This window comes from Acinetobacter schindleri CIP 107287 (genome assembly GCF_000368625.1).
GTDB lineage: Bacteria > Pseudomonadota > Gammaproteobacteria > Pseudomonadales > Moraxellaceae > Acinetobacter > Acinetobacter schindleri.
In genome coordinates this window covers 173,446-197,000 of sequence record NZ_KB849576.1, presented here as the reverse complement: position 1 = coordinate 197,000, position 23,555 = coordinate 173,446, and the positions used below count along the sequence as shown (strand labels likewise).

16 protein-coding genes are annotated in these 23,555 nt (G+C 41.7%); 8 read left to right on the top strand and 8 right to left on the bottom strand.

Annotated elements, in window-relative coordinates; genetic code table 11:
- Nucleotides 1-7: 7 nt before the first annotated feature.
- The 4 genes from F955_RS08495 to nfuA form a co-directional block, all read right to left on the bottom strand.
- A complete protein-coding gene (locus F955_RS08495) occupies nucleotides 8-1,294 on the bottom strand; it encodes a class I SAM-dependent methyltransferase (protein WP_004893450.1) in 1,287 nt (428 codons plus the stop codon).
- Nucleotides 1,295-1,388: 94 nt separating this feature from the next.
- Nucleotides 1,389-3,242: a TonB-dependent receptor domain-containing protein gene (locus F955_RS08490; RefSeq protein ID WP_004893447.1), complete on the bottom strand. Its 1,854-nt coding sequence runs from the start codon at nucleotides 3,240-3,242 to the stop codon at nucleotides 1,389-1,391.
- Nucleotides 3,239-3,544: a hypothetical protein gene (locus F955_RS16845; protein ID WP_004893444.1), complete on the bottom strand. Its 306-nt coding sequence runs from the start codon at nucleotides 3,542-3,544 to the stop codon at nucleotides 3,239-3,241. Before F955_RS16845 ends, F955_RS08490 begins: the two co-directional genes overlap by 4 nt.
- Nucleotides 3,545-3,709: 165 nt before the next feature.
- On the bottom strand, nucleotides 3,710-4,348 hold the full coding sequence (gene nfuA / locus F955_RS08485) for a Fe-S biogenesis protein NfuA (RefSeq protein WP_004810902.1): 639 nt from the start codon (nucleotides 4,346-4,348) through the stop codon (nucleotides 3,710-3,712).
- Between the two features lie 160 nt (nucleotides 4,349-4,508).
- Here nfuA and F955_RS08480 point away from each other — a divergent pair, with 160 nt between their 5' ends.
- A complete protein-coding gene (locus tag F955_RS08480) occupies nucleotides 4,509-5,126 on the top strand; it encodes a rhomboid family intramembrane serine protease (protein ID WP_008304768.1) in 618 nt (205 codons plus the stop codon).
- Nucleotides 5,127-5,326: 200 nt separating this feature from the next.
- Entirely contained in the window at nucleotides 5,327-6,868 is a 1,542-nt protein-coding gene (locus F955_RS08475) for a hypothetical protein (protein WP_004893438.1), read from the top strand.
- 371 nt (nucleotides 6,869-7,239) lie between these two features.
- Here F955_RS08475 and F955_RS08470 read toward each other — a convergent pair whose 3' ends face one another.
- Complete coding sequence (locus tag F955_RS08470; RefSeq protein WP_017401556.1) at nucleotides 7,240-8,859, bottom strand: inorganic phosphate transporter; 1,620 nt, start codon at nucleotides 8,857-8,859, stop codon at nucleotides 7,240-7,242.
- A 516-nt stretch (nucleotides 8,860-9,375) separates the two neighbouring features.
- On the opposite strand from F955_RS08470, the gene metH reads away from it, so the two are divergent.
- The 5 genes from metH (at nucleotide 9,376) to dhaK (ending at nucleotide 17,100) form a co-directional block, all read left to right on the top strand.
- Entirely contained in the window at nucleotides 9,376-13,062 is a 3,687-nt protein-coding gene (gene metH, locus F955_RS08465; protein ID WP_004893436.1) for a methionine synthase, read from the top strand.
- 48 nt (nucleotides 13,063-13,110) lie between these two features.
- Entirely contained in the window at nucleotides 13,111-13,590 is a 480-nt protein-coding gene (locus tag F955_RS08460) for a hypothetical protein (protein ID WP_004893434.1), read from the top strand.
- A gap of 1 nt (nucleotide 13,591) precedes the next feature.
- Nucleotides 13,592-14,317 carry a hypothetical protein gene (locus F955_RS08455; RefSeq protein WP_004893432.1) on the top strand — a complete coding sequence of 242 codons (726 nt, stop codon included), beginning with the start codon at nucleotides 13,592-13,594 and terminating at the stop codon, nucleotides 14,315-14,317.
- Nucleotides 14,318-14,733: 416 nt separating this feature from the next.
- Nucleotides 14,734-15,039 (top strand): hypothetical protein, encoded by a 306-nt coding sequence (locus F955_RS08450; RefSeq protein WP_155757526.1) that lies wholly within the window; start codon nucleotides 14,734-14,736, stop codon nucleotides 15,037-15,039.
- Between the two features lie 330 nt (nucleotides 15,040-15,369).
- The gene (gene dhaK, locus F955_RS16340) at nucleotides 15,370-17,100 is read left to right on the top strand and encodes a dihydroxyacetone kinase subunit DhaK (RefSeq protein ID WP_004893428.1); all 1,731 of its coding nucleotides are present in this window, start codon (nucleotides 15,370-15,372) and stop codon (nucleotides 17,098-17,100) included.
- Nucleotides 17,101-17,192: 92 nt separating this feature from the next.
- Here dhaK and F955_RS08440 read toward each other — a convergent pair whose 3' ends face one another.
- The 3 genes from F955_RS08440 to F955_RS08430 form a co-directional block, all read right to left on the bottom strand.
- Nucleotides 17,193-18,467: a glutaminase gene (locus F955_RS08440; RefSeq protein ID WP_004893425.1), complete on the bottom strand. Its 1,275-nt coding sequence runs from the start codon at nucleotides 18,465-18,467 to the stop codon at nucleotides 17,193-17,195.
- A 411-nt stretch (nucleotides 18,468-18,878) separates the two neighbouring features.
- Complete coding sequence (locus F955_RS08435; RefSeq protein ID WP_004893424.1) at nucleotides 18,879-19,685, bottom strand: SDR family oxidoreductase; 807 nt, start codon at nucleotides 19,683-19,685, stop codon at nucleotides 18,879-18,881.
- A gap of 17 nt (nucleotides 19,686-19,702) precedes the next feature.
- Nucleotides 19,703-20,377 (bottom strand): hypothetical protein, encoded by a 675-nt coding sequence (locus tag F955_RS08430; RefSeq protein WP_004893421.1) that lies wholly within the window; start codon nucleotides 20,375-20,377, stop codon nucleotides 19,703-19,705.
- Nucleotides 20,378-20,565: 188 nt separating this feature from the next.
- On the opposite strand from F955_RS08430, the gene F955_RS08425 reads away from it, so the two are divergent.
- A complete protein-coding gene (locus tag F955_RS08425; protein WP_004893419.1) occupies nucleotides 20,566-23,460 on the top strand; it encodes a valine--tRNA ligase in 2,895 nt (964 codons plus the stop codon).
- Nucleotides 23,461-23,555: the final 95 nt, after the last annotated feature.

Below are 23,555 nucleotides of genomic sequence, written 5' to 3'. Positions count from 1 at the left end.
CTTTTTTTTAGGTTCCTATCGCTGTTCCACATTCTGGAATAAGTTTTAAACGTATCCCCTTGTCTTGCATAAGTATATTAAATTGCTGTACTAAATCGCTATTAATCTGTTCGATTGGATTGAGGATCGGCAATATATATTGTTCATTCATCATTAAAAAGATTGTTTCTATTAAAAATATGAAATTCTCTTTGAATACTGAAAGTTGAGATAAAGTTTTAAAATCTGCATTTTGTTTGGACAGCAGATCAAGTAATACCGAAATTACCTGCTCAGGTGCCTGAATTTGACCAATCGGTGTTTTAAAAGCACGAATACCATTTTTGGGAATATTCGATTGCAGTTTAAAATTAAGCTGGCCCAGTACTTGTAAATGCTCAGTTTTATGAAACATCTGTGGATTCTTCAAAAAGATATCTTCTCTTTGCTTGGCATCTCGAGCTAAGTCCTTTAAATATTCTTTTAAAGCAGGTGCTTGAATACTTTTAATCATCTGCTGCATATTCAAAGGAATACTGATACTGTCTAAATTCTCACAAGGCTGCGCACTGGCAATATAAGTCGATTTTGTAGTCTGAAAAACTTGACGATGCACATCAACACTATATAAAGGCTTCCAATGCTCAGTTAAAAACTCATGCGCCAAGGCTGCATTTGAACTGTCTAAAGTTTTTATAATTGCATCGATTTTTGGATGATTTATAAATGTACCTGCCTGATTGAGATCATGAAATAATTTTTTGCCGATTGCAATACTATGTTCCGAGGTAACTTCAGTATGCTGATCAACCAGATGCAACAATTTCTGTATGGGGTCTAATGCGAGCGACCCCGGACTACACATATAGTGTAGATAAAAGACTCCCCCCTCTTTGAGTGAGTTTGCGACAATATCTAATAATGTATGTTGCTGCTGAGATGCAATCCAAGTATAGGTCCCATGATTCACAATATAATCAAAAGCTTGTTGATTTGTCCGTAAAAAATGCTCGAAGTCACTGTGGATGAACGTAACATTTTTAATACCCAATTGCTTTGCAAAACGATTGGCTGTTTCAATATGTACCGGATTAAAATCCACACCAACAAAATTTGCATGCGGATGATAAATTGCTGCAACAATTAGGTTAATTCCTGTTGCACAGCCCAACTCTAAATAGGAAAATGTTTCTCGAATATCGGGAGTTTTAAAACCTTGAAATTGGATGATTGTATTTAACCAAATTGGTTGAGTTTCTTTATAGAAAAACATTGGATAAACGCTATCCAACACATAACCTTGATTTTTATTCATAATCTTCCTATTTTAAAACCTTTGCCAAAACATTTCTTAACATCGAAATAAAAGGGGCAATTGCCCCTTTTATTTCATTCAATGAAGAATGGACTTAGAATTTATAGTTTAATGCAAAACTATAGCGTCTTCCGTCCAGTACATAGTTATTGCCATCTTCCACGACATTTTTATTGGTGACATTATAAATACCTGTCGAGAACTGCAATTGATCTGTGTATTTATAGACTGCTCCTAGGTCCACGAACGTATAAGAAGGTGTGCGCACATCTGCTGATGTACCTGCTGTTTCACCACGATAATTAGCCTGAGTCCATAAGAGTAATTGATCATTTACATCCCAATCTAGACCTGCATTAAACATATGCTTTGGTAAATCATTTAAAGGTTTACCTTTATCTGCACCACTTTTTTGTTCACTGTCTGTATAGGTATAAGACTGTCTGTATTTAATATAATCCGTGATTTGATAATCTGTTGTTAATTCAAGACCTTGGATTGTTGCTTCATCGATGTTGAATTTACGTGTATAGCCTGTACTGCTATATGGAAGTTCAGGATTAGCTTGGTAAAATGCGCTATCTGCCATCCATTCATCCAATGCGCTTCCTGTTAGTTCAATAGCATTACCATTTTCATCTTGAGCTCGACTACCTGCAATACGGCCAGAACGGGTAATCTTATCTTTGAAATCGGTTTGATAAAGCATCAGACTTGCAGTTAAACCAAGATCTGAATCTTCAAATGCAATACCTGTTTCATAGGTTAAACTGCTTTCTGGTTTTAAATCTGGGTTGGCAATAATCGCGCCACCCATTGAACCTAAACGATAGTCTGAAGATGAATCCCGTAAGCTTGGAGCTTTATATCCTGAAATTACACCGCCTTTCAGGATGAAATTATCATTTGCTTTATAGACTGCATATGCTTTAGGACTGAAGTTACTACCAAAGAACTCATTCTCATCATAACGTCCGCTTAAGGTTAATGCTAAATCATCAGTGACGTTCCAAGTATCTTCAGCAAACAATGACCATTGGTAACGATCCATTTTAGTGACTTTACCTGCCATAGTTGGCTCTTGGTTGGTCGTCCCATCTTCTAAGTTTTCTTTCAAGAAACGTCCACCCACCGTTAAAGTGTGTTGATCAAAGAAATAGGTACCTTGCGAGTTTGCGGTCATTGTTTCAAATAAAATTCCGCCCGGGTTGGTCACACCATTGACAGTTCGGCCAGTAATCGCATTATTTTGGTCTTTATCATATTGTAAATATGAATTAACTACTAAATTTTCATATTTACCTTCATGAATTAAATTATAATTATTTTTCTCTAATTCAGAATAAGTCCGGCTACTTTCTGGCAACATACTTTTGCCAGGATTATGTGTTCTTTCTTGCTGGGTGTTTATATATTCTGCAGTAATCGTATTTTTATCATTTGGCGTATAAACAAATTTTGCACCTAAATTTTTCTTTTTAAATTCAGGATCACTTTCAGCAGATTCGGTATTATTTTTTTGTAAATCACTTTCTTCAATGGTTTGAAAACCAGCATTTACCTGTAATGACAATAAATTATCAATTAAAGGTGCATTGACATATAAACTGGTATTTGTTGCATCGTTATTCACATCATTTGATTGGCCCGCCTTGATATATTCGGTACGAATACTTCCGGTCAACTGATCCTGATGTTTTTTGGTAATGATGTTAATCACCCCCCCCATCGCATCTGAGCCATATAAAGATGAAGATGGACCACGAATCACTTCAATACGTTCAATCGCTTCGATAGGTGGTAAAAAGTTTACAGATGCACCCGCTACCCCACCGTTTGTGGTCAATAGGCTACCATCATTCATTGGCTTACCATCGATTAAGAATAAGGTATAAGCTGAACCCATCCCACGGATTGAAATGGTTTGGTTGGTACCACCACCATTCACAAAAACACCCGGGACATTTTAAGTGCATCAGTCACATCGCTATACGATTTTTTTGCTAACTCTTCGCCTGTAATCACTGAAATTGTTGCTGCTGCATCCGCAATGTTTTGCTCATAACCACCTGCTGTAGTAACTACAATCGTATTGAGTTTAACGGCATCAGATGTAGGAGCTTCAAGCGATGAAGTAGATTCTTGTAGTTCTTTAGTATTGTCAACTGATTGTACTTCAGCTTGTGTTTGAACAGCCAATGCAGAAAGCACTGCGAAAGCTAAAGCGGATTTCAAGAATGGCGTATTCATACGCTGGTACCCCGATTGTTATGTAGAGATCATGTCCGAATTGTTGCGGATTGTAATAGATTAAAAATCTAATGTAAATGATTTTGATAACAATTCTCATTAAAATCCAAAGTAAATAAAAGCCCCGCTTTTGCGAGGCTTTTAAATTTTTTTTAAATCAGGATATTACTTGAAGTATGCACCTTCAGCCTGACTATGGTCAGTCTGGTCAACCACACGTGCAAGTTCTGGAACGTGCTGTTTCAAAGTCGTTTCAACGCCTTGTTTCAAAGTCACGTCAATTGCTGAACAGCCCTGACAGCCGCCGCCAAATTTAAGTACAGCAGTCAAACCGTGTTCAGGATCTTCAACCACTTCAACCAGTGCACAGTTACCACCATGACCTGCCAGACCTGGATTAATTTCTGACTGAAGCACGTAAGTGATACGCTCTTCTACAGAGGCATCAGGACCTACACGTGGCACTTTAGAGTTTGGTGCGCGGAAAGTCAGCTGACCACCAAAACGGTCTTTGTTGTAATCAATTACTGCATCAAGCAAATAAGGAATAGATGGAGTATCGATGTACGCAGGGAATTCTGGATAATCCTGTTTGTAATCTGTCGGTACAACTTCATCTGGTGCACTATAAGCCATGCAACATTCAGCGCGCGGTGTACCCGGATTTTCCACGAAAACGCGTACACCAATACCTGGTGTATTTTGTTTTTCCAGTAGATCCTTTAAATACTCTTGTGCAGTCGGTGTAATCAATAGATTTGGAATTTCTTCTGTAACTGCAGTGCTGCTGTTCTCAGTCGACATAACAATAATTTCCTCAAGCTGAAGCTGCCATTTTAACTGAAGATGCGGGGTAAATTTAAAATTTCAACTAAAATTGTCGGATTTATTATAAAAGTACTACCTAAATGTCAGAATAATGGCAAGATTAAGGATCACTACTTCAGAATTAGAACTGCCGTCTATGCTGCATTTACCCTTTAATCATACCGTTACCCTTATTCTGATTACCTGCATCATCTCTTTTATTGCCTTTTCCAAAGAGCAGGTCATGAACCGTCTGATTTTCTGGCCACCGGCAATTCAACGTGGTCAATATGACCGTTTTATTTCGCATGGCTTTATTCATGCAGATGGCACACATCTACTGTTCAATATGATTACACTGTTCTTCTTTGGCAGTATTATCGAGAGCTTTTATCGCCAGTATCTTTATGATCTGGGCTTTGTCCTGTTCTATCTGGGTGGTCTGATTGCAGCCATTATTCCGAGTTATCTGCAAAATAAAAATAATCCACGCTGGGCAAGTCTGGGTGCCTCGGGTGCAGTATCAGCAGTGCTATTTGCCTATATTCTGTTTGAGCCATGGAAACTGATTTTCGTGTTCTTTATTCCTGTGCCGGCCATTATTTTTGCTGTGCTTTATGTCGCTTATAGTGTCTGGTCTGGCAAACGCGGGAACAGCAATATCAATCACAGTGCTCATCTTTGGGGGGCGGCTTATGGTGTGATTATGACTATTATCCTGGAACCTCGACTTATTCCACACTTCCTGAATAAACTGGCTCAACTTCCCTTCTAGATTCTTTCATTCATCAAGGGTACTGAGAATTAGTTTTTAAACGAATGATGATAAGGAAGCCATATGCTTCCTTTTATTTCGAAACATCTCGTAATAATTTTAAAAGTCAGGATGTCATATATTGCCAACCTTGGGGTGGATTTTGCAGTGATAATGTATACATCTGTATATTAATTGCTGTAAATCGCGAGATATTTTGCATGTCCAATTCCCCAGACGGTCTTCAATTCCCTATTTCTGCTTCACAACAAAAACCTAGCACTTCAAAAATTGGCCGCACTATCATTTCTGAAGCCTTAAACGCTGTTGATCCTGTACATGCCAGCGCAGCTAAACAGGAAAAAAACTGGCGTAAGCAATATCCGGTTCACTTTAAACATCTGGTTGAAGATGGCCTGCGCTCTCCAGGTGCAGCACTGAATATTGCCCAACAAGGTCTGGAAACAGCGCATGCCAGTTTTGAATATTACCGTGATGGCCAGAAGCATCTACTCAAAGATGTAATGTCTTTACCTGCGCAAAACCTGAGTACCTTTCAGCTGAAAGGTCAGTCTGAAAAAGCTCCTGAATGGTATGTGCCTTATCATGGTAAAAAATTGCAGGGACAAGCCCTACTGGACCAGATCCAACTATGGGAAGAACGTGGTATCGTCGAGCCAAGTCATGCTCATGCCCTGCGTGAATGTATTGCCCATCCGGAATGGTTTGACCTGTCAGATCGTACCACGGTGCTGTTCGGTGCTGCTTCTGAAGCGGGTCCACTGACCTGGTTATCTAAATGGAAAGCCAATATCGTGGCAATTGACCTGCCCAATACCCGTGTCTGGAGCAAGATTCTGGATACGGTAAGTGAAGGTAATGCTACTTTATATGCGCCTTCAGCTGAAACTCTGCCAGCAGATACTTCAATTGAAGTTCTAAAAGAGAAGCTCGGTGCCAACCTGCTGACGCAAATTCCAGAAATTGCCCAATGGCTGATTCAGTTCAAGCAAAACCTGGATCTGGCAGCAATCGCCTATCTGGATGGTGAAAAACATGTGCGTGTTTCCATGGCAATGGATGCAATCATGAAACACGTTAGCGAGCAGAAAGCCAATACCAGTCTGATGTATATGTGTACGCCAACTGACGTCTATGCCGTACCAGAAGAAGTGGTTCAAGCATCGCAAAGCAAATACCAGCAATTGTCTAAACTGGAAAGTACTTTGACCAAAGGTATTTCGCTAATCTCACGCAAAAATTTCTTTAAGAAAAATGCACAAGATTTATTCAAAGTTGCTGATCAATCCTACGGCATATGTGACTGTCTGGTCGTTGAACAAGGCCCGAACTATGCGCTGGCAAAACGCATCCAGCAATGGCGTGCCACACTGGCACGTGCCAATGGCCAACGTGTCAGTATTAATATCGCACCTTCTACAACCACTTATTCTGTAACCAAGAATCCGCTGCTTAAGGCTGCGTTTAATGGTGCCAGCCTGTTTGATGTTGAAGCTTTTGCACCAGAAACTACCAATGCGATTATGGCAGCCTTATGGATTCATGATCTGCGTAATCCGGAGTCTGTGGCTAATCCAGATGTAAAACTGAATCATCCACTTGAGCTGATGATGTCCGGTGCAAATCATGGTGGTTTATGGAGAGTGGCTTATCTGGCACGTACTGCACTGCCATTTGCTGCGCTGTATGGTTTTGCGACGGATAAGTTGCCGAAAGGATTGTTAGGTAAGTTGAAGAAGTAAATTTAAAGTTCTTTTTCCTCCTAGGAGATGAGCAGCACTGCTGCGCAAGGAAGAGGTCAATATAGGCTTTGAATCTTTCAAATTTTTATGAATGGACTTTAAAGAAAATTGAAGTTGATCCATTCTATACATTCTTTTTTTCTTTACTTTTGAAAGATGAGCAGCACGGCCGCGCAAGGTAAAAAATCTTTTGTTAGGCTGATGATATATCCTGAGTAATTTTTTAAGCATTGCTTTAAAAAATTACTCAAGACAGCCTAACGGCGACATCCCTGTCGCCTTCATCATAATTTAAAACCTTTCGATTTTTAAACTTTTCAAAACGTCATAAAAAACGCTGCCTCGGCAGCGTTTTTTTACATCAAATTTTCTTAGAAAACTTTTAACAGTACCCAGTACAAACCACCTGACAGACAGATCGTTGCTGGCAGTGTGAACACCCAGGCAGACAGAATCGTTTTTACCATCTGGAAGTTCAGGCCAGACTTGTTCGCTACCATCGTACCTGCAACCGCAGAGTTCAGAACATGAGTCGTTGATACCGGCATACCGAAACCGTCTGCAGCAGCAATTGTAGTCATGGCTACCAGCTCGGCAGACATCCCCTGACCATAAGTCATATGTTGTTTACCAATACGCTCACCTACAGTCACTACAATACGTTTCCAGCCCACCATGGTACCTAGACCAAGTGCCAAAGCAACTGCTACTTTTACCCAAGTCGGGATGTATTGCAAGAATGAATCCAGGTTATCACGATAGTCGTCAACTGTTTTTTCCTGTGCAGCAGTCATCGCAGGTAAAGCTTCTGCTTTATCCAAGCGTTTAAATGCTGTGGTGCTCAAGTACATGTCATTACGGAATTCTGAAACTTGCGCCTCAGGCACATCTTTAATGTTCGTGTATGAACCGACTTTTTCACCCAAATGATCCGTTAAGCTTGCCAATGCTGGTACAACTTCAGCATTTAACTCTTTAGTCTGAATATATTTGGTAATTACGGCACGTGCCTGTTCATCCGGAATATCATCATGCTGTGGATAGATCACATCAGCAGTTTGAGCAGATAACTGACCGAAAGACTGGATATGCTGTGCATCAAGATTCTTGTTTAACGAGTATGCCAATGGTACACAACCGATCAAGATCAGCATGATCAGGCCCATACCTTTTTGACCATCATTTGAACCATGGGCAAAGCTTACGCCAGTACAGGTAAAAATCAGAATGGCACGAATCAATGGTGGTGGTGGCTTGTTACCTTCAGGTGGCTTAAACAGTTCTAGCTGCTTTCTGAAGATTTTTTTCACCAGCAAGAACAGGATTGCAGCAAAAGCAAAACCGATCAAAGGCGAAAATAACAGCGCCTTACCGACTTTCATCACCTGCTCCATGTCCACACCGGAAGCACCACCACCTGCATTGAGCAGATAGTTCATGATGCCCACACCCAGAATCGAACCAATCAGGGTATGTGAACTCGAAGCAGGAATACCCAGGAACCAGGTGCCCAGATTCCAGAGAATCGCGGCGATCAACATGGCAAAGACCATGGCAAAACCGGCACCTGTACCCACGTTCATAATCAGTTCAACAGGAAGTAATGCAATGATCCCGTAAGCAACGGCACCACTGGCCACCATTACCCCAAGGAAATTACAGAAACCTGCCCACATGACTGCAACCGGTGCAGACAATGCGTTGGTATAGATTACGGTGGCAACCGCGTTGGCTGTATCGTGGAAACCATTGACGAATTCAAAGCCCAGCGCAATAAATAGCGCTGTGGCTAAAAGAATCATCGAATACAGACCGATTGCTGGAACATGCGCCAGATCTGAAGTCAACTGAAAGCCGATATAAATCAGCGTAGAAATAATTACAGTCAGAAACACCGGCATAAAAAATTTCGGTGTTGGCACATGAACATTAGTCGACTTATGTGAAGGCGACTGATGGGCTGAACCTGAGGGAGTTTGATTAGAATTCATGCAAGCAGGAATAGAGGATTCAAGAATCCCCATATTGTTCAGTTTAATTGTGACAATTATATGACAAAGCACCGTCATATAGACCAATTTTTTAGACTTTCTTGCTGCCGTTCATCCTAAAGCTAAATACTATTAAAATTAAAATTAAAAAATAAAAATCAATAATTTATTTAAATAAAAACCGTTTATCCACTCAACTTTATTCATGTTTTGCAATAAAATTGATCATTTTCTCAGGACTGTCATCTTCCTGAGCCTGTCACAGTTGACTCTATATTGCCCCAGTCATATGACACTTTCATGAAACTCATTTATATTTTATTTTCGGTCAAATTCCTCCATAACTGACTTCGAGCTTTCTGTTTTCTATCTGTTTTCAGCTTTCTATGCACAGTTCAATTTGCTTATCAGATTTTCATATCAGCCATATCCAGCATTCTGAATAATGGCTACAGAAAACTGCGCACTAATCTGTTAAGATTATTGCCGTTTTTGATGCTTACTGAGAAAGTCTGAATGTCCACACTTGCCACCCTGAAAGAACTTCTTGCCAAAAGAATTTTAATTATCGATGGTGCGATGGGTACCATGATCCAACGCCATAAATTGGAAGAAGCCGATTATCGGGGTGAGCGTTTTGCTGATTGGGCATATGACCTTAAAGGCAACAACGACCTTCTGGTTTTAACACAACCACACATTATTCAAGGTATCCACGAAGCGTATCTTGAAGCGGGCGCTGACATTATTGAAACCAATACCTTTAACGGTACCCGTGTTTCAATGTCGGATTACCATATGGAAGATCTGGTACCGGAGATTAACCGTGAAGCGGCACGTCTTGCCAAAGAGGCCTGCGCGAAATACTCAACCCCTGAAAAACCACGTTTTGTGGCAGGTGTAATTGGTCCAACCTCACGTACCACCTCTATTTCACCAAACGTAAATGACCCGGCGTTTCGTAACATCACTTTTGATGCATTAAAAGTCGACTATATAGAATCGACCAAAGCATTGATTGAAGGTGGTGTGGACATCATCCTGATCGAAACAGTATTTGATACCTTGAATGCCAAAGCTGCGATCTTTGCGGTGAAAGAAGTCTTTAAAGAAATTGGTTATGAATTGCCAATCATGATTTCGGGCACAATTACCGATGCCTCAGGTCGTACGCTTACAGGTCAAACGGCTGAAGCGTTCTGGAACTCAATGCGTCATGCAGAACCGATTTCAATCGGCTTTAACTGTGCGCTGGGTGCAGATGCGATGCGTCCACACGTAAAAACCGTGTCTGACGTTGCCGACACCTTCGTTTCAGCACATCCAAACGCAGGCTTGCCAAATGCTTTCGGTGGTTATGATGAAACCCCTGAAGAAACGGCTGCTTTCATCAAAGAATTTGCAGAAAGTGGCTTGATCAATATCACGGGTGGTTGCTGTGGTACGACGCCGGATCATATCCGCGCGATTGCACAAGCGGTTGAAGGTATTGCGCCACGTCAGATTCCTGAAATTGAGCCTGCATGTCGTTTAAGTGGTTTAGAACCATTTAACATCACCAAAGATTCATTATTCGTGAACGTCGGTGAACGTACCAACGTGACTGGTTCTAAAAAGTTCCTGCGTTTAATTAAAGAAGAAAACTTCACAGAAGCGTTGGACGTTGCCCGTCAACAGGTGGAAGCCGGTGCGCAGATCATCGATATCAACATGGATGAAGGCATGTTGGATTCACAAGGTGCGATGGTACACTTCCTGAATCTGATCGCATCTGAGCCAGATATTTCACGTGTGCCTATCATGCTCGATTCTTCTAAATGGGAGATCATTGAAGCAGGTTTGAAATGCGTGCAAGGTAAAGCGGTTGTTAACTCGATCTCTCTCAAAGAAGGTTATGACGAGTTTGTCGAACGTGCCCGCCTTTGCCGTCAGTACGGTGCTGCGGTTATCGTGATGGCATTTGATGAAAATGGTCAGGCCGACACAGCAGAGCGTAAAAAAGAAATCTGTAAACGTTCTTACGACGTGCTGGTGAATGAAGTTGGCTTCCCATCTGAAGACATCATTTTTGACCCGAACGTGTTTGCAGTGGCAACCGGTATTGAAGAACACAACAACTATGGCGTCGATTTTATTGAAGCGACTGGTTGGATCAAGCAAAACCTGCCAAATGCGATGATTTCAGGCGGGATCTCCAACGTATCATTCTCATTCCGTGGTAACGAGCCTGTTCGTGAGGCAATCCATGCGGTGTTCCTGTATCACGCGATTCAGAAAGGCTTGACCATGGGGATCGTGAATGCCGGCCAGCTTGCGATTTACGATGATATCGATGCAGAACTGAAAGAAGCTGTTGAAGATGTGGTATTGAACCGTAATCAAGGTGAAAGCGGTCAAGAAGCGACTGAAAAATTACTGACTATTGCTGAAAAATACCGTGGTCAAGCAGGCGCACAAAAAGCCGAAGAAAACCTTGAATGGCGTAATGAAAGTGTTGAAAAACGTCTTGAATATGCATTAGTGAAAGGCATCACCACGTACATTGACCAAGATACTGAAGAAGCTCGTTTAAAATCTGCCCGTCCACTGGATGTAATCGAAGGACCACTGATGGCAGGTATGAACGTGGTCGGCGACCTGTTCGGTGCTGGTAAAATGTTCTTACCGCAAGTGGTAAAATCTGCACGTGTGATGAAGCAAGCTGTGGCTTGGCTCAACCCGTTCATTGAAGCGGAAAAAACCCAAGGCGAAGCCAAAGGTAAAATCCTGCTGGCTACAGTAAAAGGCGACGTACACGACATCGGTAAAAACATTGTGGGCGTGGTATTGGGCTGTAACGGTTATGACATCGTTGACCTTGGCGTAATGGTGCCATGTGAGAAGATTCTACAAACGGCGATTGATGAGAAAGTGGACATCATCGGTCTATCTGGTTTGATCACACCTAGCTTAGATGAAATGGTCTTTGTTGCCAAAGAAATGCAACGTAAAGGCTTTAACATTCCACTGATGATTGGTGGTGCAACGACTTCTAAAGCCCATACGGCGGTGAAGATTGCTCCGCAATATCAAAATGATGGTGTGTTCTATACTGCCGATGCATCTCGTGCTGTAGGTGTGACCACACAATTGCTTTCTGCTGAAATGAAACCACAATTGATGGCGGACTATGCAGCGGATTATGAAAAAATCCGTACCCGTCTTGCCAACAAACAGCCGAAAGCTGCGAAGCTTTCATATGCAGAATCAGTTGAAAATGGTTTCAAAATCGACTTCGACAACAATGCACCAGTTAAACCAAATTTCATTGGCTCACAAACATTCACCAACTATCCTTTAGAAACCTTGGTTGAATACTTTGACTGGACACCGTTCTTTATCTCATGGAGCCTTGCGGGCAAATTCCCGAAAATCTTAGAAGATGAAGTGGTGGGTGAAGCCGCACGTGATCTGTATGCACAAGCACAAGCAATGCTGAAAGACATCATCGAGAATAAACGTTTCGATGCGCGTGCAACCTTCAGCATTTACCCTGCCAACCGTGTCGCAGCAGATACCGTTGCGGTGACTGATGAAAATGGCAATGTGACACACAGCTTTGAGCACCTCCGTCAGCAGTCTGACAAAGTGACCGGTAAAGCGAACTACTCGCTGGCTGACTTTATTGCGCCTAAAGATGTGGCTCAAGATTACTTGGGTGGTTTCACCGTGTCGATTTTTGGTGCGGAAGAACTTTCGCAAGAATACAAAGCCAAAGGCGATGACTATAACGCGATTATGGTTCAAGCCTTGGGTGACCGTTTTGCAGAAGCATTTGCTGAGCATTTGCATCAACGTATTCGTAAAGAATTCTGGGGCTACCAGGCAGATGAACAGCTTTCAAATGATGAGTTGATCAAAGAGAAGTATGTCGGTATTCGTCCTGCACCGGGCTACCCTGCGTGTCCTGAGCATTCTGAAAAAGCGCCACTCTTTGACTGGTTAGGTACAACCGAGAAAATGGGCACGTACTTAACGTCTAGCTTTGCGATGTGGCCACCTTCATCTGTGAGCGGTTTCTACTATGCAAACCCTGAAACGGAATACTTTAACGTGGGTAAAATCTCTGGCGATCAGTTGGAAGATTATGCAAAGCGTAAAGGTTGGACGTTAGATGAAGCGAAACGTTGGTTAGCGCCGAATTTGGATGATTCATTGGTTTAAGAATCCTCTAGTTTTGAGATAAAAAATCCCCTCGATTGAGGGGATTTTTTGTTAAGCTATGAATATACAGAAATAATTTTTTTAATTATGACAATACAACAAATAGACTTACAACTTTCTAACTTAGATCATTATTCCGATTTAATGATTCTTCCTGAGTTAACAGAAGATAAACAAAATATTTATGCTTCTTCAACGGTTTCTTTTTTCAAATTTGCTAGGAAATTCATAAATATAAATTACGTAAAAAAACCAGATATAGTGTTAGAACAAAGATCTATTGATTGGTTTGGGCCAACTTTATTATTTACAACAGCCGCGTTAACACAAAACCCTGAATTAGTGTCAGTAGCACTTAATGTTCTCTCAAATTATATATCTGATTACTTTAAAGGCCAAAGAGCACCCAACATTAAGATAAATATTGTTATTCAAAAATCTAAAACAGAATACACAAACTTTATGTATGAAGGCCCTAAAGATGGATTAACAGAAATTGAAAAAGTAATTGAGAAATTAAAGAAATAGTATGTCCACTCTAACGCTTAAAGATATTCATATACAATTTTGTAAAAAAATTGATGAACTTCAAGTTAATAACAACTTCACAGTTAATTTATCTAGAAAAAAATTAGCTATAGAAGATTGCTCACTTTTCATTAACTATATAAAAAATATGAAATATCAAGCTATCGAAAAAAGACATACATATGAAGCAGATCAACTCTTTCATATGCAGTGCTTCTTGAATAGCTTGTTATCATCATTAAAGATTTGGATATTGCTAGAGGAAAATGATTATAAAAAAGCATGGGATTCATTAGTAGATGCACAAGAATATCTGATTATTGCAAAGAAGATAAACACTTACGAAGGCATAGACAATTTAGCAAAACATCTTGAAGCTATCGAAAATAGTATCTTCCCTCAGAGAAAAGTTTATCTAAGCTCTGCCTTTACCTCTTCAATTGGTAATTGCTCTATCTGTAATAGAAGTTTCTTTGAATGTGAGCATATTGAAAACAATGTTTATTGTGGGCAGCTATGCTTTAGGATAAATATTGAAAATATTAAAGCCAACCACGTTGCATTAGTTGAAAACCCTAATGATAGGAGATGTATTTTCACATCCTATGGTCAAGGTAATTCAATTATAGATTCTTTTACTCTTGAGACTATCGAAAATAAACCCGAAACCCAAGATGGTATTTTCCACGGTTATATGTTGTCTTTTAAAAAGCTAGATTGGCATTAATTTTCATTTATTAGATTAAATTCGTAATCCCTCCTAACCTCCCTTTAAGAAAGGGAGGAACAACACAAATCCAAAACCATCATCAAATTCGTGGAAAGTCCCTCTTTGCAAAAGGGGGATTTAGGAGGATTCATCAACTAACTGATTCAAACAATACTGATAAATCACTTCCACCCCATCATCCAACTGCCCCATCATCTGACCATTATCAAATCTAAGCACCTTTAAACCTAACTCAGCCTAAGCTTCATCCCGAATTCTATCTGTGTCTAATCCTTCATACGTAAAGTGCTGACTGCCCGTTATGTAAGTAAAAAAATTTAATAAGTAATAAATAATTATCGAATTGCTTGCGTTTACTACTACATTCGAATATAGATTAAATAATCCTCAATTCTTTTTAACAAGAGTTCAACATGAGCGCTCGTGTTTATTCTTACATGTATTTTTTTACTCTTAAATATTCAAAATTTATAGGAAGCATACTTTTGGTGGCTTCTCTAGCACTTGTAATAAATAGTATGAGTAAACTAACATTATTTATAGGTATGGCTACTCAAATTGAATTAATTAATATTGTTTTGGAACTTGCTGTAAGCATAATTACATTGATTACAGGCTTACTTTTAATAATTGTTCCTCATTTCTTTACTTCTTGCGATTTAGAGGTAATGTCCCCCAACACACATAAAATTATAAATAACGTTATATCTCCTTTATAAGACATAATTTCATAATCAAATATTAAGCACCCTCACCCCAACCCTCTCCCAATGGGAGAGGGAGAACTCATAGCAAATCCAATAACTGTATGCATTTAATAATGGATGCTCCCTCTCCTGAGCATGTTTTAAAGCATTGCTTTAAAATGAAGTGTAAGTGAGAGCTAGGGAGGTAAAATTAAGCAAGCAATAAAATAACAAGCCGCCCTTTTTCTAACCACCCACCCCTAATTCATCCGTTTTTACATTTTTAAGTCAGCAAAAAACCTCACTTTCTAGGATAATAGCCACATTTATAAATCTCCCAAATTCACGTGAAGGCTTTCCTCCATGAAAAAACTCATCAACAACCCTGAAAACCTGGTTGTCGAAATGTGCAAAGGCTTTGTCCTTGCCCACCCTGAACTAGCGTTCACTGAGTCACATAAAATCATTTCAAGAAAAGAAAAACACAACAATGTTGCACTGATCAGTGGCGGTGGTAGCGGTCATGAACCTGCCCATGCAGGCTTTGTCGGTACAGGTATGTTAGATGCTGCCGTATGTGGGGATGTCTTTGCATCACCTTCGCAAATTCAAGTCTATAAAGCCTTGCAACAGGTGGCAACAGACAAAGGCGTGCTCATGATCATCAAGAACTATTCTGGCGATATGATGAATTTCCAGAATGGTGCAGCTTTAGCAGCGGAAGATGGCATCAAGGTTGACTATGTAAAAGTGGCGGATGATATCGCGGTAAAAGACAGCCTCTACACGGTCGGCCGTCGTGGTGTTGCTGGTACCATCTTCGTGCACAAAATTGCAGGTGCAGCAGCGTCAAAAGGTTTAGAGCTTGAGGAAGTCAAAGCTGTGGCTCAAAAAGCAACAGATAACGTGATTAGCCTTGGTTTCGCCTACACCTCATGTACCGTTCCTGCCAAAGGCACGCCCACCTTTACGTTGGCAGATGATGAAATGGAATACGGCGTCGGCATCCACGGCGAACCCGGCATTCGTCGTGAAAAAATCCTGCCATCCAAAGAACTGGCACAACGTATTATCGATGATCTGTTCCTCGATCGCCCTGATCTGACTGAAGTTGCTGTTCTAGTCAACGGCTTTGGTTCAACACCAATGCAAGAGCTGTATGTCTTTAATAACGATGTGTGCGAACATTTGGCGCGCAAAGGCATCAAGATTTACCGCACTTTTGTCGGCAACTACATGACCAGTATCGATATGAATGGTGCTTCGGTGTCATTGCTAGCTGTGGATGATGAACTAAAAGGCTATTTAGATGCAGAGGCGAACACGCCCGCTCTTAAAATGGATGGTTCAGCAGCACAGCCTTTAATCTTCTCAACAAAAAATGCCGCAGCAGAAGATGTAATAAATACGGAAGTCGAAACTCAGCCCGAACATGCTGAAATTCAAAATGAACAGTTCACGATTGAAAATATGCGTTATGTAGTCGATGTGATGGCTGCCTGCATTATCAAAAACGAAGTGCCATTCTGCGAGCTGGATGCCCATGCAGGTGATGGTGACTTTGGCATGAGTGTAGCTAAAGGTTTTAAACAGCTGAAACGCGAATGGCAAAGCCTGATTCAAGCCCAGCACATGGATGAATTTTTGCTGAACAGTTCAATGATTATTATGGAACACTGTGGTGGTGCATCAGGTCCAATCTGGGGTTCAGCATTTCGTGCAGCGAGTAAAGCTATTCAAGGCAAAACCACATTAACTGTGGCAGATTTTGCCGAGATGCTGCAAGCAGCAGTGAAAGGTATTCAAGTTACCGGTGAGCGTTCATTTGGTCGTGGAGCAGTTGTTGGTGACAAGACCCTGATTGATGCCTTAGTGCCATGTACAGATTCCTGGTCTGCCAATACCGACAAGACGTTTAAAGAAAACTTTGTGTTGGGTGCAGCGGCGGCAGTAAAAGGTGCGGAATCGACCAAAGATATCGTGGCGCGTATGGGTCGTGCCGGTACGGTCGGTGACCGTAGCTTGGGCTATCCTGATGCAGGTGCACATGGGTTAGGCGTAATCTTTACCGATATTGCTGAACATATTAAATAAGAATTTCAAGATTTGAAAAAAGCCTCGCATTATCGGGGCTTTTTTATTTACTGGTGTATACCCTGTTCTGAAGCAAGCTGGCAGAAAAACGTCTATTGAAATTTTTCCAGATACTTGGTCAGTTTTTCTTTGACCACGACCCTTTTATTTCCCTTCATTTGGGCTTCACTTAAAATTCCTTCCGAGTCAACCACCACGACTGGATGACCATCCTTCTTCAAACGGGCCACACCTTCAAATAACATTCGAGCACCGACATTATGAATTAAGGTCAAATTGGTCAGATCCAACACAATTCGTTTTTTGCCTTCCGGTTCATCTTGCAATATACGTAGCAGCATTTCCGATTCAGTAAACTGCAATACGCCACGTAGTTCATATACCACCACATGATCACGTTTACCGGTGAGATAACGACTTTGCAAAATAGTTTGTGCCGATGGTGTCCCTTCCATTAAATGCAGCCCCATTTCCCGGGACATACGTTCAAAAATATCGACGCCACGTACACTATGTCCATGCTCATCAATTCTCGGAGAAAACACGGCGATACCCACCTGTCCAGGTAACACTCCGATAATACCGCCTGCAACCCCACTTTTGGCCGGAATACCCACGGTGGTCAGCCAGTCACCGGCAGCATCATACATGCCGCAAGTGAGCATCACACTCAGGACTTGCCGCACTACAGAACGGTCCAGCAATTTTTTACCAGTCTGTGGCTGAATTCCGCCGTTGGCGAGCACCCCGGCTATCATCGCCAGATCCTTGACCGTCACCTTAATTGAACACTGCTTGATATAGCCATTAACAATCGCTTCTGGATCTTCTTCCAGCACCCCCACGGTACGCAGCATATAGCCCAGGGATTTGTTACGAAACGCTGTTTTCAGTTCGGAGGTATATACATCGGTATCAAAACTCAGTTCACGCCCAGCCAAACCACTTAAAAAACGGCGCAATTGTTCGGCACGGGACACTGTTCGTTTATAGGGAATCAGAGAATGGGTGGTAATAGCACCCGAATTGATCATCGGATTTTTCGGAATATTGGAATCCTTCTCCAGTGAAATCTGGTTAAAGGCCTCACCCGAAGGCTCCACGCCTACTTTTTCCATGACCTTGGTCAAGCCGACTTTCTGCAAAGCCAAGGCATAGGCAAAGGGCTTGGACATGGACTGCATGGTAAACTCAACTTCGTCATCACCGGTTGAATAGATCGTGCCATCTACGGTAGAGAGTGCCAAAGCGAACTTATCCGGGTCTACTGCTGCCAGCTCAGGAATATAATCTGCCAGGGCACCTTTATGATTGTCACGGCAGGAAGTTAAAACATGCTTGAGGTAGTCTGGCACCGGCGTTTTCATCGAATGAGCTTATTCCAATTCACTATTATTTTTAATTAACATACCGGTTTTCAGCTTAAGTACCAGAGTGAAAAGGTAATTTACTGCATATCCGTGTTATCAGAGCTGGACTCTCTGGATCAGATTCTCCAGAAATAAATGGTACATATATTAGAGTTCTTCCATAAATCATAATTGAATCACTACAAAGGGAATTCCCTCTCCTTTTAGGAGAGGTTTTTTTCTAAGAAATCCCTTCATCCTCTTGCGAAGCTATGCTTCTCATCCCAGAGGGAGACGGAAATTTCAATATCCATTTAAATATGAATATAACGATCATGTTTTGATTTATAAAAAAGATCTATTTTAATTTTCTTTTTTTAAGGGATATCAAAAAAGGGCAATGCTGCCCTTTTATGTATGCTAAATAATTTATTTCACTTTAGTCTTGCGAATCATTTTATACAGCATCTTCGGTGAAATACGTGAAACCAATACGCCCAGTTTTTCTTTCTTGCCACTGACCACAATATATTCCTCGCCCTGCTGTAACGCCCTCACCGTCTGTTTAGCAAAATCATCAGCCTCTAAACCATTTTCAATCGCTTCGTCCTGCTTGGCTTGCGGTTTGCCTTCACCATTTAAGGCATTAAAGGAGACATTGGTTTTGACAAAGCCCGGGAAAATCACCGAGACCTGAATACCCTGATCCGCCACTTCAGCACGCAGGCTGTTCGCCCACATATGTATTGCACCTTTGGCAGCGGAATAGGATGCGCGATACTGGGTGCCGAGCAAACCTGCCACACTGGAAATAAACGCAATCCGTCCAGACTGCTGTTTCAAGAAAGTTGGCAAGACCGTTTTAGTCAAAAACACCTGCGAGAAATAATCCACTTCCATAATGGCACGTTCAGTCTGCATGGTGGTGTCGGTAATCAAGGCACGCTGACTTAAACCGGCATTATTGATCAGCCAGTCAATCCGGCCTTTATTTTCCAAAACCTTGGCATAGGCTTTTTCCACCTGGGTTTCATCGGTAATGTCAGCAATGACAGATAGATGCTGATCAGGATTGGGCAAACTGAGACGCACATTTTCTAGTTCTTCAAAACGGCGTGCCGTTAAAACTACCTGCGCTCCCTGTGATGCACATTCCTGCGCGACCGCCTTGCCAATCCCTGAAGATGCACCCGTGATCCAGACCACTTTTCCATTTAAACTTTCCAGCTTTGCCATTGATCCCTCTATCTCTTTTAAATATCCGATGTCTGTTTTACTTCATCTTCTAAAAACGCTAAAAAATGCTCAAAGTAATGACTGATGGTCGGTGCATCATACAGGCTTCCCAACTTGTCAAAACGCTTATAACCGAGCTGTGTAGTTAAATGAATCACACCATTCAGGGTTTTATCAACCACCATATTGAACTTCAGCATGTTTTTGGGTTGACGTACCAGATGGGTAACCCCCTGATCCACTACTTCAATAAAGGTCTTTAAGGCAGGTGAAACACAGTGATAATTGCCACTTTCCATTTCTTTTACATAGCCGAGTAATTCGATCGCCAGCGTCTTCTGAATGGGATAACGCACGTAATAATCGCCTTCAATTTCATGGGTCATTTCATAAAGATAATTCACCATTGGAATCAGCCGTTCATTGCCAAAAAATGATACTGACCATGGCATATATTTACGTGTAGTCTCGACAATTTGCTGAACGACTTTTTCAGACTCGCGATCCGCAGAATTTGAAAGACGCGCAAGGCGGCCAAAGACCTGATCGATAATTTCGCAGGCAATATCCGTCAGGTTTTCACCCAGGGCTTTGGACAGACTGGTTTGATCACCACTATTGAGACGGGAATGAATATCGCGGAAACGATAGTGAGTTTCTGGCTGTATTTTCAGGGAAATGTTATAGCTCATCTTCTTATCCTTAATATTCATCTTGTTATTTAAATTTTGTGATGAGTTGTCTAGCGCTGTTGCTATCATACGATGAGTTGCTATACATGCCAATTGGCTAAAGTTTGCATTTGGTTAAGCTGCCGCATGCACTATTTTTTTTGCTACAATAGATCCAATTTTTCATTCACTTTTGATCTGTTTAGACTATGACTGACTCAGCGCAAAATATCGCGACAACCTACGATCCGACCGAGATCGAGAAAAAATGGTACCAAACTTGGGAAGAGCGTGGTTACTTTAAGCCGTCTGAAAAAGGCGAATCTTTCTGTATCATGATTCCGCCACCAAACGTCACCGGTAGCCTGCACATGGGTCATGGTTTCAACAATGCCATCATGGATGCCTTAACTCGTTATAACCGTATGTCAGGTAAAAATACCTTATGGCAACCGGGTACTGACCACGCAGGTATTGCAACGCAAATGGTGGTTGAGCGTCAGTTGGGTGCGCAAGGGGTTAGCCGTCATGACCTAGGTCGTGAAAAATTCATCGAAAAAGTATGGGAATGGAAAGAACAATCTGGCGGTAACATCACCCGTCAAATTCGTCGTTTGGGTTCTTCTGTAGATTGGTCTCGTGAACGCTTCACCATGGATGATGGTTTATCAAACGCGGTAAAAGAAGTGTTTGTAAAACTGCATGAAGAAGGTCTGATCTACCGTGGCAAACGTCTGGTGAACTGGGATCCTAAACTGCAAACTGCCCTGTCTGACCTGGAAGTTGAGTCTGATAAAGAAGAAGCAGGTTCACTCTGGCACTTCAAATACTTCTTTGAAGATAAGTCACTACGCACACACGATGGTAAAGATCACATCGTAGTAGCGACAACTCGTCCTGAAACATTGTTAGGTGATACCGCAGTTGCAGTTGCACTGGATGATGAACGCTATGCAGATTTGGTGGGTAAAAATATTATCCTGCCGATTACCGGTCGTGCGGTTCCTATCGTTAGAGACGAATATGTCGATAAAGAATTCGGTACAGGCTGTGTAAAAATCACCCCTGCTCACGACTTCAATGACTATGAAGTGGGTAAACGTTGCGAATTGCCAATCATCAACATCTTCAACAAAAATGCTGAAGTGTTGACTGAGTTTGAATACATCGCAAAAGCGGGCGAGCAAATTTCTAAAACCATTCCTGCACCTGCAGAATACGTTGGTTTAGAACGTTTTGAAGCACGTAAAAAATTAGTTGAACAAGCTGAAGCTGAAGGCTGGTTAGATCAGATCCAACCTTACACATTAAAACCACCTCGCGGTGACCGTTCAGGCGTGATCGTTGAGCCATTACTGACTGACCAATGGTATGTGAAGATTGCACCACTTGCTGAACCTGCAATTAAAGCAGTGAAAGATGGCGACATCAAGTTCGTACCTGAACAGTACAGCAACATGTACATGGCGTGGATGAACAATATTCAAGACTGGTGTATCTCACGTCAATTGTGGTGGGGTCACCGTATTCCTGCTTGGTACGATGCACAAGGTAATGTCTTTGTGGGTCGTGATGAAGCTGAAGTTCGTGCGAAAAACAATATCCCTGCCGACGTTGAACTGAACCAAGACGAAGACGTGTTAGATACATGGTTCTCTTCAGGTCTTTGGACATTCTCAACTTTAGGTTGGACGGGTGACGAAGCGAAAGATAAAGAAAACTATTTCTTAAATACCTTCCACCCAACTGATGTATTGGTAACAGGTTTCGACATCATCTTCTTCTGGGTTGCCCGCATGATCATGCTGACCATGCACTTCATGAAAAATGAAGACGGCACACCGCAAGTGCCGTTTAAAACGGTGTATGTACACGGTTTAGTACGTGATGGTGAAGGTCAGAAGATGTCTAAATCTAAGGGCAACGTGCTTGACCCATTAGACCTGATTGACGGTGTGGATCTTGAAACACTGGTACAAAAACGTACCACAGGTTTGATGAACCCGAAACAAGCGGCGAAGATTGAAAAATCAACCCGTAAAGAATTCCCTGAAGGGATTCAGTCTTACGGTACAGATGCGGTTCGTTTCACCTTCTGTGCGCTTGCGAATACTGGTCGTGACATCAAGTTCGACATGAAGCGTGTTGAAGGCTACCGTAACTTTGCCAACAAGATCTGGAATGCAACGCGTTTCGTGATGATGAATGTCGAAGGTCAAACGATTGGTTCAGAAACACGTCAAGACCTTTGGGAATTGCCTGAACAATGGATCGTCAGCCGTCTGCAAAAAGCGGAACAAGCGGTGCAAACAGCATTTGCAACCTACCGTTTGGATCTGGCTGCACAAGCGATTTACGAGTTCATTTGGAATGAATACTGTGACTGGTATGTAGAGCTAACCAAGCCTGTTCTGAATGACGAAAACGTATCGGTTGAGCGTAAAGCTGAAGTGCGTCGTGTTCTTCTTTCAGTGATGGAAGCGTCTTTACGTTTAGCGCATCCGTTAATGCCGTACCTGACTGAAGAAATCTGGCAAACGCTAGCGCCGAAACTGAACATCGTTGGCGAAACAATTATGCTTGCACAGTACCCTGTTGCTGACCAAGCACTCATCAATGACCAAGCTGAAGCAGATATGCAATGGCTGCAAGGTTTGATTGGTGCGGTACGTAACATCCGTGGTGAAATGGGTCTAGGTAATGCGCGTTTGTTGCCTGTTCTTCTGCAAAACACAACGGATGCGGAAAAAGCGCAAATCGCCCGTATTGAACCGTTGTTTAAAGCATTGGCAAAAGTTGAAAGCATTACTTTCCTTGCGGATGCTGAACAACCGCCATTGTCTTCATCAAGTGTGGTAGGTCATGTATCTGTATTCGTTCCAATGAAGGGTTTAATTGACCCTAAAGCGGAATTGGGTCGTCTACAAAAAGACTTAGATAAGGTTCAAAAACAGCATGACCAAATTGCAACTAAACTTGGTAATGAAGGTTTTGTGGCAAAAGCACCTGCGGCTGTGGTTGAAGGTGAGAAAGTGAAACTTGCTGAGTTTGCTGATCAGTTAGCGAAGATTAAAGCGAATATGGAGCAGATTGCGGCGCTTTAATGTGTTAATTTGATATTAAAAAGAGTCACCTTAGGGTGGCTTTTTTTTAATGTATAATTTATAAATATAATCATTAAAATTAAATAGATACTTAA